A 15922-nucleotide genomic window follows, 5' to 3' on the forward strand; every position below is an offset into this window, starting at 1 on the left:
TTTTTTTGATAGAAGCAATTAAAGTATGTAATCTTCATAGCTTAAACTCCATACCGCCATTTTGCTCCTGTTCCTTTTGATGTGCTTCCAGCATTTCCTGCGTTGGATACAGGAGCTTTCCCTCCTGCATCTCAAATACACAGAAGTCATTCCGGTCGCAGATCATAATTCTATGCTGGTAATCCATCTGCATTTCTATAAATTCCTGCATTTCCTTTTGGCTGCAAAGCCATATGCCGGAGGTGTAGCGACCATCTGGCAAAAAACAATAACCGCTGTACTGCGGTTGATGGCTTTTTAAATCCAGCGCTCCTGCCGGGCGTATCTGACTAAGCTGGAGCCTGGCATGGTCTGTTAGGATTTCCGGCTTTGCAATCCCCATGATATCGCTGCGGTTCCAGCGTGTTTGCTCCCCATTTTCCAGAGACACGACAAAAACCGCCCGTCCGCTGGGATTGGGCTTGCTGCCGAAGCCTCCGGTACAAAAATACAGCTGATTCTCCGCACTTCTATCATTTTCAGGCAGAGAGGAGGCGCAAAGAATGACAACTTTGCCGGCAATAGAAAAGTCATATCCAATCTTCCGGCAATCCAGAGGGGTAAAAAGCATATTTTCTTTCAAGACTTATTCCTCCTTTCGTTGCTTCAGTAGCTCAGTCAATTCACCAATCAGTCCAAGACGTGTGCCGTCCGGCATCTGCTTAATGGCTGCACGGACGAAGGCTTCCGCCGCTTCCGGGGACTGGTCTCCCACCTCGATGAGCTCCACCTTTTGAATACTGACTGCACCCTGGCGGACATTCATCTTTACGATATCGCCATAGTCCAATCCAGACGCAGAGCGCATCTCCTTTGGAATCAGTACACGGCCCTTGCAGTCAATAATTCGGTATGTTTTTTTTGAATTCATAAATAGTATCCCTCCTTCCTCATTACCTCTCGAATGGTATCAGAGTGAATGCCAAGCTCCTGAAAGAGCCCAGCTAGTTCCTCCGGCAGACGGTTCAAGATATCCGAGGCTAAAATAACAATAGCACCATCGCCGCAGATGATTTCCAGATCACTGTCGGCAGAAATCCCCGCCCCCTCCAGCACCTCTCCGGGAAGATTCAGACTGTCCTCATCCTCTGGTTCATCCTTCTCATCCAGCGTATCCTCCTCCGGCAGAGCGCACAGTGGTATGGCAACTTCAATCCCTGCCTGCGTAAGTAAAAGAAGTGGAGCTGCATCATCTCCCCTGGATGCAAGCACCACTTCAACCTGTTCACCAGGGGTAAGTCCGGCAGGAATCACAGGAATAGTCAGAAGCCCATGGTGGTCGACTGCCGCTTTTGTTTTCATAATTTTCAAAATAAGTTCCTCCTTCATATTTGTTTTTTCCGGTTAAGACTCACTGAAAAATAGTTCAGGATCAAAAAGATTCATTTGTATTGGCCTATCCCTCAGCCGTTCCCCGGTGTCATAGTTGGATATGAATACCTCCGCGTATTCACTTCCGTTGTCATAGCGCTGTGCCAGATTGTTAAGACGTCTGACGGCTTCTATATGAAAGTCCTGGTACAGTTCCCGGATAAATTTGCAGTCATTGTAGCTGACCAAAAACTTACCCTTGCAGACTGTCAGCGTATCCCGCAAGCGATAATGATCTTCCTTTCTGAACTCTACCGTATAATGTCCTTCTGTCTGGTAGTAGGGAGGGTCACAGTAAATAAAGGCATTCTCCCGGTCGTACTGCCGGATGAGATCTTCAAAGTCCTTGTTTTCAATGACAGTGTCCCTTAAACGAATGTTGGCTTGCCAGAGCAGATGGAAGGTCTTTCGAATATCAAAAGGCTGACAGCCGAAGCTGGTACAGCCGCTCCCATAGCTGTAGCGAATGAGCTTAAAAAAGGCAGCGGCACGCTTGACATCATTCATTACCGCATGCTCCGTTAGAATCTGCTGTATGTCCTTATAATCAGGTGGAGGTAGGTGACGCTCAGCAAGATCCAGCTCCTTTGAAAGATACTCGCTGGTGAATTCCTTCTTTGAGAGATACCTGCGCAGTACACTAAATTCATCCCGGCTGTTCAGCGGCAAAAAGTTCAGCTCCCGAACTAGGTCAAGAGTCTGTTCCTTTGCACACTTAAATAAATTTGCCAGGTCGGAGTTGAAATCGTTATACACCTCCATGGCAGTATCCATGGGGCGCCCAAACAACACCCAGCCACCACCGCCGAAAACCTCAATGTAACGTCCAAACTCTTTGGGCATTCGCTGATAAATCAACTCTCGCAATGCCTTCTTTCCGCCCACCCAGCTGATAATGCTGTTCATTTATTCACCTGCCTTTGCTGCGGCGGTTGATCGCATCAACATCCGTTTTCATACAGGTTCCATCCGGACTCCAGCAGATGAAACCGACATGGGGGTAAGGGCAGCCTTCACAGCGTGAGAGATCCTGTGGAAGTGAGACACCATAGCGTTTGGGCAAACTGGTTGCTTCCGCACCTTTTCTTTCTGTTGGCTTTGTATTTTGATTCATGCTTTGCACTCCTTTCGAGGAAAATAAAAAAGGCGCCATCTTTTTTTCAAAGACAGCGCCCATTTTTTATTATGTTGTTAAGGTGGTAAAAAAAAAGAGCGTCCCTCAGTTTCTATTGAAACCAAAGAACGCAAATTTATTTATTTTCAGTAGGTGAAACTGGTTATCCAAGCTGTATACCTGACATCTGCTGCCCCTGTTCCAGCTCATCCAGCGTTAAGATACTCCAGTCGAAGTTTCACCTCTGTTCGAAGCCTTCTCCAACCTCCATCAGCAGCCTGACCAATGATTATCTCATTAAGCAGCTGAAGTTCTTCCGCGGTCAGTTTCCCGCTTACCCGACACTCAACTACTCTCATATACTCTGAGTTGCAGTATTGACCAGTTTTACATAGACCAACTTCAGCAATATCTTATACAACTATTCTAAGAAAAAATTTTGAATTTTTATGATCCATGTTTAGTTCACTCAGTTATCCTTTTCATTGTAAACTATACAATAACCATTGTATCAAATGGAAATACCCTATGGATTAGAAAAAGCATCTCGACGGATAGTGAAAAACCTTTTCTCGTTTCTTATGTTATTAATTTCAAGCTATTTATAAAATTATCTCTTTTTTTCTCCCATCTTACATCAGTAATAGTGGGTAAGTCAAATTCTTCTAACAAGGTGTCTTTTAGCTGACCTAATCTTTCTTTTACATCTGCTTGGTCATTGTCTAATTTTAAACCGATTTTACGCGGATTAATTGCTCCTTTTATTTCTATAAAATTGAAACCTGGAAGTAAAACAGTTGTAAACTTACTCTGCAATACCCAAGCTGCCCCCATTTCATTCATACAGGCAACACTTTTATAATAATTTTCAGATAAAACAAATATTACATACACATTATATTCATTAAATTGCCTTTTCAAATATTCATAAATATCTTCATCTAATGGGATACCAAATCCTGGTACAGAAGTACAAAATATTTGATTTTCGTTTAGGCCAATTGCCTCTAATAGTTCAACAAATAATGATACATAATTTTTATCTAGAGTTGCATGGCTAACGAAAACTTTCGGACTTCTTAGTATCATTCTATGCCCCACCTTTGTTTTATTATTTCTCGAGAACGTTTGAGAAGGGTAATATTTGTCAATATTCTTGAAAATAGCAATTAAACCACCTGTTAGTTCATTAAATGAGCGTTCATCTTTCCAACCATTAAAATCCTGTTTTAATGCTACTAAAGTATTCCAAATAAACTTATCTTTCGTTCGGTCATATATATCTTGCAATTCAAATTGCAATTCCTGCTTCCATGTAGAAAATTCAGAAGTATCATAGATAATATTGTTGCTTGGAATTCCATTTTCGCCACATATATGAAAATTTAATTTTATGGTATCAATTTGTTGTATCAACTCCAATAAATCACTTTTCATCTGTTCTCACCTCACCATTGCTCATTATTAATAAATAGAAATAGTTAAAAATAAGAGTATCTCTTTTGTGTTATCTTTTAATATTTATATATCATTTAAGGCGTGATTGGGTCTTGACGTAGCGTTATTATTCCCGGCCAACTGGACAATGAACTTCTCTTTATTGCCCTCTATTGTACTCATAACCTATTTATCAAGATTACATAACGCTAAGGACTACGCCCGTGACCATCTTTATTATATATTGATGAAATATTACTTCAACCTCTCCTTTGCATATTCCTTAATCTTATAAATCCTAATCGTGTTCCAGAGCCAATTATCTCCTTGTTTTTCTCGTACATCAGGAATTTTCTGTTCTACATGAAAAAATAAAGCATTCATTTTTTTTGCTACTTCTATTTCAATATTATCAAATAATGGATCTGCCTCTAAAACTCTTCTTTCTGTTTGAAACATGAACTCCGTTACAAGTGTTGGTATCGCCTCTTTTTCTATATTGTTATCTATTAATTTATCCAAATAATCACATGCAATATTCCATGAATCTTTACTGCTCCATGTCTCTCTTTCTATAGACAGATTTGTTAAGTTAAAATAACCTCTATCAAAAGACTCTAAAACTTTTTTTTCTTCCCATATTCTTAAAATATTATATGAGTAGAGTGCTTGATCCAAAATATGAAATACAACTTCTTTGATATCGAAATACTGTGGTTGGCAAAATTCTTTTTTCACCATTGAAATAAAGTTAATTAAAGTTTCTGCGTTGCTATTTCCTTTTACAAACCCCTCCAAAGGATATTTATAAAGAAGTTTTAATATATTATCGCTATATGTATCTACGCTATATACATATTCAGGAAAGTAATTATCAATATCTTTAAACATCAGTTTTAGAACACTTTTTAAATTTGCATACCCATAGAAAATTGCTTGCTTCTCTATGCTTTGTACCTCGTTTTTTATAAAAAGCAAATCTTTATCTAAGATTTTTTTATTTTCTACTGTCTCACTAATAATTTTTTTAATCTCATGATGCACTGATTCAAGATTAGTATCATGAATAATTGGAGCCATAGTAACATTAGAGATCAATGCCTTTATTGCCTCAACTCTATTTCTATTATCTCGAAATTGGTTCTTTTTAAGATATTCTAACACCACTTCATAATAATTTAAATTTTTCGTAAAACTAATCCCTTCTTGTATGTAATCAATTAAATAATTTTCTTTAAGGTCTTTTTTTTCAAGATCATTAATAATAATTTGATGCCTACTCTTATCAAAAGTCAAATCAATTGCATACAATTTAAAAACCAACAGATCCAAAAGTCCTTTTTCAATTTCATTTGAATCCATACTATAATTAGAAAGTACTACAGAAGTTATATCATTCTCCTTCACCATTTCATATATTTGAAAATTACCTGTATTAACCAACTTTTCATACTCTTCATTCAAAAAACACTTTAAAAATGAAATTTCAAAGATATCAACAGTCCAATTACCTTTTGTGAATTCATTTTTTTGGTATTCAGGATTAGAAAACCAATTATGGAATACAACTGTTAACACATTTTCTATATCCTGCATAAAACGTCTAATTTTCCTTGGATTTCCGGTTCGCTGATGTACCTGGCTCACGGTGGCTTGTAATTTTCTTATTCTTTTATTTATTTCTAATTCACTTTCTTTACTAATGTTATCAACATGTAAATTATTTATATTATTTTCCAAATCACTTTCTATGCGTTTATTAATGTTTTGATAATAATTTAAAAACTTATTTTTCATTTCATCAATCAAATTACAAAAATCCAAATTTTTTCCCAGCTTAAAATCATCATTCAAAAATGAATTAGAAATATCAATATAAATTTCTTGAAATGATAAGGCATATAATTCTATATGATAATTTATATATTTTTCAATAAAGTTTTTATTAAGATATTTAGTCTGAAAAGCTTTATAATCTACTAAAAAAATAGTTACACAATTTTTCAAACATACACACTCACGTATAACTTCAAAAATTTTCTCTCTTTCTTTTGGATTTAGTCGATCCAAATTATCTACTATGATATATATTTTTTTCTTAGTTAATCCGTAAAATACCTCTAATTTTTGATTTAATAAATCCTTTTTTTCCTTATATCCAGATTCATTGTCTTCAAAAATAGTCCTAATAAGATTTGCTGCAAATTCATTTCCCGTTCCCTCTATCATATCAGCTGCTTTATTAAAATATGAACGTATAAAAATATTCCTTTTTATACATATTCGGTTTTTTTCAAATATATCTTCTATTTGTTTTGCAATATCTTCCAACATTTTTCTTGGTTTTGCTTTAAAGCCGCCTTCCACCCAAACAAATTCAGCATTTTGAATCTTTTTTTCAAAAACATTAATAAAACTACTTTTTCCACTCCCCCACACACCTGATATCATGACTGCAAAGGAATCATTCCCGATAGCCTCCACAGTATGGCAAAAACTTTTTAATTGTGTTTTTCTTCTAGAGAACAAATCCGCTTCATCCATAATTGGAACATCTTTTCTTTGTCCACATTTACCTGCAGCTGCTTTTTCCTTCCCTTCTGCAATGCCTTTTATCCATTCAGAAATACAGTTAAACGTAATAGCCAATATTACCGCTGCAATCATTTCAATACCATCTAAACGGTTCATGAGCATTAATAAGAACACTTCTGCCAAAATTAAACTATGAAAATATAAAAAGACTCTACCAACTGACTCCTCTTTGCTGTTAACATATAAAACACTTTCAACAATATAAGACGCTACAATTATGACACTTACTAAACAAAATACAAAAGCAGGCATATAATTAATAGTAAATGATATTTCTAAACCACTAAATTGTAATACCATCCCCATTGTAATTATAAAAAATATGAAGGCTAAATTTTTTTTTGCAATCTTATTGAATCTAGTTAAATCAATTCTCTTCTCAACATACAATCCTCCCATTATTCCGATACCTAAAATGCAAATACAAATTAATATCTGTAGTCTATTTGAAAAATAAATACCAAAGCATTTTTCTAAATTTAAAATTTCTATAATATTCTTATCCATACTCCCTCACTCCCAATATCATTATTCAATTATTATAACAAACTTTTATCCTTTTCACCACTCTATCCTTTATATCATATTTAATACTTATAAAAAAACGGTTTAAGAATGCAATGAATTTTAATTTAGCTTCAATGTATGGAGCTGCTTTTGAATCACAGAGAACCAATCCTCTCCAGGGATAAGAGTAAGAATACGTCCATTATCCTAATCCATGGTAGCCTAAGTTAATCCGAATGACATACATTGAGCACCTCCAAGACCTTTTTGGGTATGCTTTTAAAGTCTATAATGATAATGCTCGAGCTTAGCTGTCACCTATAATTAAAGGGAATATGGACCTCTTTCAGAATGCTGTAATGTTCCTTTGAAATTTTTTTAGCTCCCAGATCAATCACACCTTATGGAGTTAGAAAGAAGTTTCCCAATGCTCACCAGATGACTAAAGGTCAAGTGATACGATGCCAAGTACAATATTTCCAGTATTGCGTCCCGCATAATGACCGGTGGCTCTAAGAATTCAAGGCTATCATCCAGATACTTCGTGTCATAGGTTTCCACAAGAGTATCTTGTGACATTCTTAGTACCTCACTAGTGTAGGACGCACCCTCTGGGTTGCAGGACTGATCCAGTTTTACAAAGCTAAGCGGCGACAATATCATATTCATCTGTTCTATGAGAAGAAAGTGTTTTGTAAATCTTTACTGTTCATGTTGGTTTTTTCATTTAATTGTTTTTTATCTATAATAAAAAATCATAAAAAAGAGAAGTATCATCTCCTTTTGAGAAAATACTCCTGATTTTTATTCTTATTAATTTAGAATGGAATTTTCTTTAATTCTTCCATGCACTTATCTTCTGTATATCCCATGTTTCCAAGAATTTTATACTCCGCAATTTTACGAAGTCCACCCACATATCTACACAAAACCATTTCCTGTCGAGATGACACTCTTACATTTATCAGACACTCTTTGACGATTTTCAACTTAGTAATTGCATCAACATCATTTATACACCCTACACAATTCCATGTCGCACTGGTAATATTACTATCTCTCAATGCTTTCCTATACGGTTCATTTCTGTACCTCTCGTCCTTATCTAGGATATTAGCAAGAATTCTATCCGCTAAAATTGACTCTTCAATCAACATTGTTCTGGCAGGTCTTTCCTCCCAAGGATGTGCTCCAACACCTAGTCCACGATCTGCTCTAATGCTGGCTGTCAGTTTTTTATGCACATACTTGATAATAATCTGCTGCCATTCCTCTGGATATTCCGCAGCTGTAAAAGATGAAAAATAATTATCCAAGTTACTGCTTTCCATAGAATATGCATAGTCCAGATCGTTATGGAACCTGTAATTATCTTTTGTCATAACTCTATCATGTTGTTCTGCCATTACCTGCTCAACAGAATAATCCATCTCCCCTACAGCAAGTTCGTGCGCTGGAATATTCCTCATGATGTTAAGAGTGAATTCCTCCGCCTGTCCCCCAAGTTCTGAGACTATTTTTTTTAACTCCTTATCTATACCACTTTCATCTTCCGGTTTGAATGCTTCTAAAAATTTTTCTTTTATATCTTCAAGAAATAGTTCTTCTGGAAGAATAATTTCATCCGGATCCATTGTTGGAAAAAGTATGCAGTGGCTTGATGGATCCAATACATCTAATCCTGTAGATATAATGTTTCCTTTAAGATCCTTAAACAACTCGCTGTATGCAGCCATATCTTTACGTATTGCTAATCGTGCGTCTTCATATTTTTTCTTTGTAATAAAGACACCTTCTTTCTTATACAAAAACACAACTTTGCTGGTTGCAACATCTGCTTTAATCTCTGTCACAACTTTACGTAGTGTCTGTGACTCATCTCCATTATCCGGTTTTACTAAAAACAAATAAATATCAGATTTAGCAATTTTGTTTGCCTCTATATTACCAGAAACGCCTGGCGTATCCACAATCTCAACACTCCCAAGGCCACACTCTCTGAGAATCTCTTTACAAAAAACACTCGGTCTCTGAAAAGTGTCAATATATGTATTACTGTTCTTCCGATTCGGGTGTCCTTCTTCTACTGTTCTAATTTCCCTAATGACACGCTCAATCTCATTCATCTTCTCGATATCATCCTGTAAATAGGTGTGGTCAACCAGAGTAGATACTCTCTCTTTTAATTCCCTAAGCTCGTCATCTCCATCATCTGACTGATAAATACTATTGAAATCAGTATGAAATATATAATTCTCCAATGTGATATACTCAGAGATCTTTACATAAATCGGGCAAGCAGTTTTATCACTGTTATTACCACAAAATAAATTAACAAAGCCTGTTCTATCAAATACGAATCTTGAATTAAAAAACGACTTTCCACCACGCGCTCGTCCAATTATTGCAATGCGCTTTGAAGACATGTTACCTGTTGAGATCACATCGTATTCATCATCGAATTTCTTTTGAAGGTATGTAACAATATCCTCCGCTTTCCATATTGGACCAGCAGACGTCTCAGTATATGGAGCAGGGAACTTTGAATCACGATTCCTCCAATTTGAAACGTTGCTATTACTAGTCCCACAAAATTTTGCTACATCGCTTAATGCTAACAATTCCTTTTCAATAATCACTGCAATACCCCTCCCGTTAACTTTATTCACTTTCACTGTGAACTTCATTCACATCGAATGTGAATATAATATACATCAGAGAATGGTATATGTCAATCCCCGAAAATAAATATACCTGACAAATATAGCTGCACTTTTACAACCATATCTATCAGGCACTTAGTGAATACCAGTAGTCACATATTAATATTACTAGATAAAAACAAAAATCAGGTTAATTTATCTAAGTTATCATCAACATAATTTAAAAAGGCAATCGCACTTTCCAAAATGCTTATAAATGTTTCCGCATAGTTTTCCTTTTGTACATCAAATACATTCGATATTTTTTTATAACCTTTTCCTTTCCTATGTCCTGTTCCGCTAGAACGTAACTCTTGTAAATTTCTTAAGAACTTTATATGGTCTTGAGAGTCCGGGAGTTGCTTTTCTTGAAACCAGGCTTCTAATTTTGATATACTGCCTATCAATTTTTCATATGTTCCTGTTAATTGCTTTATAATATTTTTTTCATTTAAGGAATCCAATAAAACCTTAACTAAAGATAAAATGAGCATATCCATTTCAACAATAGAATTATTTATAGGTACACGAAGTCCCTCAAAATTATATAAATCTTGTTCATCAAGCTCTAAAAATAATGACCACCCAAATTTCTTGTCGAATAAGCGATTGACTCTTAAATATGTATTTTTGAAAATGAAGTCTATCGACTGGGGATTTGTAGCTTGAGCCATAAAATCCCTTTTGTATTTAACTTCACTTAGTTTTCCGTCAATTACTTTGTTAAATCCACGCCAATAGTGTAGTTCTTGTTCACTTGGTAAATCTCTCCCTAAGTCTCCAAGATATGCCGAAACATAACCCTTATTCTGGTTATCAATATACAGCGACCATAAAGAACCGCATCTTATAATACAATCTTCAACTTTGTATATTTCAGGTTTAGAATAATATTTATTAAGAACAGCACTATCAAAAAATACTGGTGTCAAATAATGTGGTGCAGTAGGATTGGCCCCAAAATAATTCTGAAGTTTACTTGGATCACAGGTATGGTATATTTCTTTTCCGTTATCATCAATTCCTATTATAAAATCAATATACTTTTTCTCTTCATTATAGGGCCAAATATTGCAGTCTTTTAATTCACAGCCAAATAAAACCTTTTTACCAAATAAAATAGAGTCATTTTTCTGCCCAATTCCTCTCTGGCATTTTCTAATATTCAACGTATAGTAAACTGTATTATCTTCATTACGATATTCTAATACACAATCGGGAAATTCTTCATCACAGTCACACTTTACACATCGACTATCTATGTGCATGATAATAGCCATTTCTTTAATTGCAAGATAGCTTTTAAGATATTTCTTATGAATATTGACACAATTATTATGATCTACTTTAATAACAACTACTTCATTTTCCAAATCGATATATTCTTTTGTTTGTGAGTTATAATAAAGATTAAAAAGGAACCTAAATTCTTCAACAATCTCAACATTATCATTTGCCAGACCATTAAAATTGCGTTTAATTACAATTGGTTCGATATCGATGTCATTACACCATTTATGGTATATAGCTTCTCCAGAATCCCATGCACCATAAACAGTAATTCCGGGTGATAGAGAACCATGAAAGTCATAAGTGTCTGTTTCTAATTGCTCATATACTTTAGTTATGGGAATAAGATAGCTCTGAAAAAAAATGTCCCAATTTTGATCTTTTTTGCTCCCATATAAAGGAACAAATATTTCTTTACCCCAATCATTTTCTATCCACTCTCTAATAGGAGCTTGGTATATGTAATCTTTATCCATTTATATTTCTCCTTTATACATATCACAACACTTCCCATGACTGCTACTACAAGCCTAGAAGTTAGACACTTAACTACTACTCATATACGAACCAACTTTTTTCATAGTATCACTAGACCCGTATATTATCTCAGCTAATACTAACAATTATATCATACCATTCCAATATTAACAGTATATTTCATTAAATTTAACCAATTATCTTAACATGCTTTCCAGAGCCAAAACTTTACTATAACTTTAAGATTATCTGTCTAAAATAAAAATCGAGGCGAAAAAACTTTTTAGACGCACCCCCGATATTTTCCACTCCCAGCTAAGCAATACCCATCCTTTTTCCCATCTCTAAAAGCATTTTAGACAGATTTTACCTTTAACTATCCTATGTCATCCGTGGAAGAGCCAAAAAAACGGGGCTAAAAATCGCATTTTTTAGCCCCATTTTTTGCTCATTTTTCAGTCAAAAACCACAACATCTTGTGGTCTAACCCCTGTTTTTCTTGTTCAAACCACAATACGTCATCATTATCACCGCTTCAACATGTGTCGTATAAGAAAACATATCTACTGTTTTCTAAAATGCAATCGTTAGTTCAATTTAGATTAAGGGCAAAAAAGGCACATTTTCAGTTTTGAAAATGTGCCTTTTTCGCCCTTGATTTACCAAGTGTCCCGTCCCTATAAGTTATAATCTAAGCCACAGAATTTCATGCCTGTGGCTTATTGTTTAAGTGGAGATAGTGGGATTCGAACCCATGACCTCTTGAATGCCATTCAAGCGCTCTCCCAGCTGAGCTATACCCCCGTATGGTCGAAAACCCTTTATTTATCTGGGTTTCCAGCATTTTACTTTTTTAAAACCACTTCTTCTTTGAGGGGTCGTTTACCGGACATCTCGCGCTCCCAGCTGAGCTATACCCCCATATGGTCGAAAACCCTTTATTTATCTGGGTTTCCAGCATTTTACTTCTTTAAATCTACTTCTTCTTTGAGGGGGCGTTTACCGGACATCTCGCGCTCCCAGCTGAGCTATACATCTTTTTCATGGGGACGCACGCGAACTAAATATTTTCACTGAATTATAAAGTAAAGCTTATCTTTACCATCCCTGTCAATCAATACAGCCCAGTCTGGGTTATAAGTATCAATGAGGTTGCTATGTTATATTCTTTACTTAATTCCATGGTTGAACTTCTGTTTTTACGGCTACATGCGGCTGCTTTAGAGCTTCCTGCATCAATAAGAAAAAATAGTTATCCTGGCAGCCCTCTGCAAAGGAATAAAAGCTGTTACCAGTCAATAGATATTCTTTCATTCCAAGGAGACAGCGTAACATGGCAACTTCATCATCCGTAAACCGTTCCCTTGCAAAAGGATTCCTGTAGAGACATTCCCCCCCAAGATTAATGGAATAGGTGGACAATGTATTAATGTCCTGGGTAATCTGAAAGGTTTGAACTAACGGCTGGTTATCTTTGGTCAAGCTGCGTACAATATCATCATCCATTTCCCCACGAACCCCTTGTATATTTAGATGACGGGTTCGGATTTTGGAACGGTATTGTACATTAGACGCGAAATCATAAAAAGCTACTTTTCCGCTTTCAAATTCTATGCTGTATCTTGACCGGCCAGCCATGACCACCTCTCCCTCTGTCTTAATTCCATCTCTGGAGTCGGTGACCGTCACAGGAAATTGATAGTTTTTACCATTTATTTGGGCTTTTTCGAATCCAACTCCTAACAGCCTTCGAATTAAGCTGACACCGTGATAGTCATGAGCCCAGGATATGGATAAGTTATGAACCTCGCCTAAGATTCCTTTTTTTAGAGCCTTTAATTTCGCCTCATAAAGCGGCTGTAAAAAATACTGTTCCGCGATCTGAATCTTGGCATCTTGTTTTATAGATATGTCCCACAGGGAATGAAGATCATTTAAGTTCATGGCAGGCGGTGTCTCCACTAACATTGGGATGCCATAAGGGATTAACCGTTTTACCATCTCAGTATTTCCAGCCCTTCCAATGGCTATCACCACAAAATCAGGGTTTGTAGATAAGCATTCCTTTATGGTCAAAGCTGTTGGAACGGAATGGGATTGGGAAAATTCGGCTGCTTTCTCTTTCTTTCGAAAGAAAACAGAAGTTACTTCAAATTGTGCAGATAGAACAAGGCCTATTCTTAAAAAAGCCATTGCCCGAAATCCATTTCCTATTATAGCATATCTGATTTTAGTCATGGGGCCCTCCTTTGATCATTAAATAACAAAACTGCAATAAGCCTAGGACTTTTTACTATTGTCCATTATTCTTTTGGTTTCTAAAAAATACACCTTCATAGTAACACTGAAATCCTCCATCAATCTGCCGTTAACTGGTTCTGCCGCAAAGACATAGGACTGGACATTGAGTGCGTATCCGTTTCGAAATCAATGTTATTCATTGCTTGTTTCACCCAATTGGAGTCATTAAAGACAGGCCTTCCAATACCAATTAAATCTGAAACATTATTTTTCAGAAGCGATTCTGCTTGTTCTAGTGTTCTAATACCTCCAGTCACTATGACAGGAATTGAAACAGCATCCTTAACAGCTTTTGCCTGTTTAATAAAATATCCCGCTTTTTCTAAGTCTGGTACTGTGTAGCGACACATTCCGCCGGATATATCCAGCATATCAGCACTTTCCTTTTCTAATTCCTTTGCCACTGTAATACAATCATCTAAGCTAAGTCCGCCATCCATATTGTCCGTAGCACCAAGACGAAATAAAATAGGAAAATTATTACCAACAACATTACGAATTGCTCTCAATACTTCAATATGGATAAGAATCCTGCCTTTTATATTGCCTCCATATTTATCGTTTCTCTTATTAGTAAGTGGTGACAAAAACTGGTTTAATAAATAACCATGACAGGAATGTATTTCAACTCCATCGAAACCAGCCTGTTTACCCCGTAAAGCTGCACTGGTAAAATCACTTATGATTCTTTTAATATCATCACATTTCAGCTCACATGGAAGCTCTAGATTTGATTTTGAAGGGTTTATAACAACTGATGGAGCAATGGGTTGAGAGCCAATAAACTCCTCTTTCGTACCACTTCCCGCATGGTTTAACTGTAAAATAACAGGGCATCCATTGTTATGAATGACATCGGAAAGCTGGCGCAAACCGGAAATCATACTATTATCTGCGGAAGAAATTTGATGAAAACTGATTTTCCCATCTGCTGAAACAAAAGAATGTTCTGTAATTACCATACCAAAGTATCCGTCACGTGTTTTTTCATCATAATATTGTAAAAGAGGTGTAGTTATTTCTCCGTGCAATCCTGCTCTTGATGTTGCCATAGGAGGCATAACTAGCCTGTTTTTAAGTTCCAGATTCCCGATTTTTAAGGAAGTAAGCAAACGAGCCATAGTAATTACCTTCTCTACTTATTAATTTTATCTTTTCAACTGTTAAGTAACTCGGTAAAAACAACATAAAAAAAGAGTTTTATTACGAAGCTTTTAATTTAGAATTCACCTAAATCGCATGATGGGTGCCAAGTCACAATTAATGGGGAACGGTTCACTAGTCGTCTAAAGCTATATTTGGGATAACCAACTATAATTCCACCTGTCACCGTTAAATTATCAGGTGTGTTCAATAACTGAAGTAAGGGCTGATAGCCTGAACGAGCGCATGTTTCCACAAGCCCTGTCCAGCACGTTCCTAATCCCAGACTTGGTGCAAATAATTCAGCATATGCAAGAGCAAAATGAGTATTATCACGACCGCGTGTGAAATTTTTATCAGAAAGTGCTAATATAAGACTAGGTGCATTTCGTAAAATTACATCTTCGCCAGTCTTGTGATAATGTTCTGACATTTCAATAAAATTAGCAGCAAATACTTCTTTGGCGGCAATTGCTTCATCCATCCAGGCAATTGTGGCTTTTGTAATGGCACGTAAAGTTTTTTTATTATTTACGACCATGTATTGCACACCCTGTGAATTATTACCTGATGGGGCTAATCTGGCTATGTTCAGCAATTTTAATATTTGAGCTTTAGTAACTTTATCCTCTTTATATACTCGTACAGAGCGTCTAGATCGAAGAAAACTTTCTGCTGTTTCAGTATCTAAAACTGGGGGTGCATCAAGTAATACTTGCTCAGGAATCGGTGCTTGAACGTGATTTAATGCGGCTTGGGGACATATTGCAACACAGTGACCGCAGGAAATACAGGTAAGTCCGGCATCGACCGGAAACTTTTCCTTATTCATTTTAATATAATTCTTTGGACAAACCTGAGCACAGATTCCGCAATGAACGCATTTCTCTTTATTTACATTAAGTAAGCCCATTTATATTCATCCTTTCTTTTAAGATGTAATCCA

15 protein-coding genes and 1 tRNA gene are annotated in these 15922 nt (G+C 36.1%); all 16 read right to left on the reverse strand.

Going from position 1 to position 15922, the window contains the following annotated elements:
• Positions 1–34: 34 nt before the first annotated feature.
• Positions 35–622 (reverse strand): hypothetical protein, encoded by a 588-nt coding sequence (locus BET01_RS09030; RefSeq protein ID WP_120196475.1) that lies wholly within the window; start codon positions 620–622, stop codon positions 35–37.
• A gap of 3 nt (positions 623–625) precedes the next feature.
• Positions 626–910 (reverse strand): AbrB family transcriptional regulator, encoded by a 285-nt coding sequence (locus BET01_RS09035; RefSeq protein ID WP_120196476.1) that lies wholly within the window; start codon positions 908–910, stop codon positions 626–628.
• A complete protein-coding gene (locus BET01_RS09040; RefSeq protein WP_120196477.1) occupies positions 907–1350 on the reverse strand; it encodes a hypothetical protein in 444 nt (147 codons plus the stop codon). The genes BET01_RS09035 and BET01_RS09040 overlap by 4 nt, the downstream gene beginning before the upstream one ends.
• Before the next feature lie 33 nt (positions 1351–1383).
• On the reverse strand, positions 1384–2316 hold the full coding sequence (locus tag BET01_RS09045) for a DNA adenine methylase (RefSeq protein ID WP_120196478.1): 933 nt from the start codon (positions 2314–2316) through the stop codon (positions 1384–1386).
• Between the two features lie 4 nt (positions 2317–2320).
• Complete coding sequence (locus tag BET01_RS09050; RefSeq protein ID WP_120196479.1) at positions 2321–2524, reverse strand: hypothetical protein; 204 nt, start codon at positions 2522–2524, stop codon at positions 2321–2323.
• A gap of 206 nt (positions 2525–2730) precedes the next feature.
• Entirely contained in the window at positions 2731–2883 is a 153-nt protein-coding gene (locus BET01_RS21545) for a hypothetical protein (RefSeq protein WP_158585014.1), read from the reverse strand.
• A 220-nt stretch (positions 2884–3103) separates the two neighbouring features.
• Entirely contained in the window at positions 3104–3961 is an 858-nt protein-coding gene (locus tag BET01_RS09055) for a toll/interleukin-1 receptor domain-containing protein (RefSeq protein ID WP_120196480.1), read from the reverse strand.
• Positions 3962–4216: 255 nt separating this feature from the next.
• Positions 4217–7063 (reverse strand): P-loop NTPase fold protein, encoded by a 2847-nt coding sequence (locus BET01_RS09060; RefSeq protein ID WP_120196481.1) that lies wholly within the window; start codon positions 7061–7063, stop codon positions 4217–4219.
• A gap of 390 nt (positions 7064–7453) precedes the next feature.
• A complete protein-coding gene (locus tag BET01_RS21445) occupies positions 7454–7642 on the reverse strand; it encodes a hypothetical protein (RefSeq protein ID WP_147422803.1) in 189 nt (62 codons plus the stop codon).
• A 239-nt stretch (positions 7643–7881) separates the two neighbouring features.
• Positions 7882–9702 carry a hypothetical protein gene (locus tag BET01_RS09065; RefSeq protein WP_120196482.1) on the reverse strand — a complete coding sequence of 607 codons (1821 nt, stop codon included), beginning with the start codon at positions 9700–9702 and terminating at the stop codon, positions 7882–7884.
• Between the two features lie 209 nt (positions 9703–9911).
• Entirely contained in the window at positions 9912–11531 is a 1620-nt protein-coding gene (locus tag BET01_RS09070; protein ID WP_120196483.1) for a hypothetical protein, read from the reverse strand.
• A 732-nt stretch (positions 11532–12263) separates the two neighbouring features.
• A tRNA-Ala gene (locus BET01_RS09075) sits at positions 12264–12336 on the reverse strand.
• Between the two features lie 266 nt (positions 12337–12602).
• Positions 12603–12680, reverse strand: a complete 78-nt coding sequence (locus BET01_RS22505) for a restriction endonuclease (protein ID WP_408610158.1) — start codon at positions 12678–12680, stop codon at positions 12603–12605.
• Positions 12681–12705: 25 nt separating this feature from the next.
• Positions 12706–13770, reverse strand: coding sequence for a Gfo/Idh/MocA family protein (locus tag BET01_RS09080; protein ID WP_120196484.1), 1065 nt, complete (start codon positions 13768–13770; stop codon positions 12706–12708).
• Between the two features lie 119 nt (positions 13771–13889).
• Positions 13890–14954 carry an NADH:flavin oxidoreductase gene (locus tag BET01_RS09085; RefSeq protein WP_120196485.1) on the reverse strand — a complete coding sequence of 355 codons (1065 nt, stop codon included), beginning with the start codon at positions 14952–14954 and terminating at the stop codon, positions 13890–13892.
• Positions 14955–15052: 98 nt separating this feature from the next.
• Positions 15053–15889 carry a nitroreductase family protein gene (locus BET01_RS09090; RefSeq protein WP_120196486.1) on the reverse strand — a complete coding sequence of 279 codons (837 nt, stop codon included), beginning with the start codon at positions 15887–15889 and terminating at the stop codon, positions 15053–15055.
• Positions 15890–15922 lie beyond the last annotated feature (33 nt).

Source organism: Lacrimispora algidixylanolytica, from assembly GCF_003609635.1.
GTDB lineage: Bacteria > Bacillota > Clostridia > Lachnospirales > Lachnospiraceae > Lacrimispora > Lacrimispora algidixylanolytica.

Coding starts and splice junctions, on each gene's coding strand:
- BET01_RS09035 (WP_120196476.1), bottom strand. CDS start 910: ATGAATTCAAAAAAAACATACCGAATTATTGACTGCAAGGGCCGTGTA.
- BET01_RS09045 (WP_120196478.1), bottom strand. CDS start 2,316: ATGAACAGCATTATCAGCTGGGTGGGCGGAAAGAAGGCATTGCGAGAG.
- BET01_RS09050 (WP_120196479.1), bottom strand. CDS start 2,524: ATGAATCAAAATACAAAGCCAACAGAAAGAAAAGGTGCGGAAGCAACC.
- BET01_RS21545 (WP_158585014.1), bottom strand. CDS start 2,883: ATGAGAGTAGTTGAGTGTCGGGTAAGCGGGAAACTGACCGCGGAAGAA.
- BET01_RS09055 (WP_120196480.1), bottom strand. CDS start 3,961: ATGAAAAGTGATTTATTGGAGTTGATACAACAAATTGATACCATAAAA.
- BET01_RS09060 (WP_120196481.1), bottom strand. CDS start 7,063: ATGGATAAGAATATTATAGAAATTTTAAATTTAGAAAAATGCTTTGGT.
- BET01_RS21445 (WP_147422803.1), bottom strand. CDS start 7,642: ATGTCACAAGATACTCTTGTGGAAACCTATGACACGAAGTATCTGGAT.
- BET01_RS09070 (WP_120196483.1), bottom strand. CDS start 11,531: ATGGATAAAGATTACATATACCAAGCTCCTATTAGAGAGTGGATAGAA.
- BET01_RS09080 (WP_120196484.1), bottom strand. CDS start 13,770: ATGACTAAAATCAGATATGCTATAATAGGAAATGGATTTCGGGCAATG.
- BET01_RS09085 (WP_120196485.1), bottom strand. CDS start 14,954: ATGGCTCGTTTGCTTACTTCCTTAAAAATCGGGAATCTGGAACTTAAA.
- BET01_RS09090 (WP_120196486.1), bottom strand. CDS start 15,889: ATGGGCTTACTTAATGTAAATAAAGAGAAATGCGTTCATTGCGGAATC.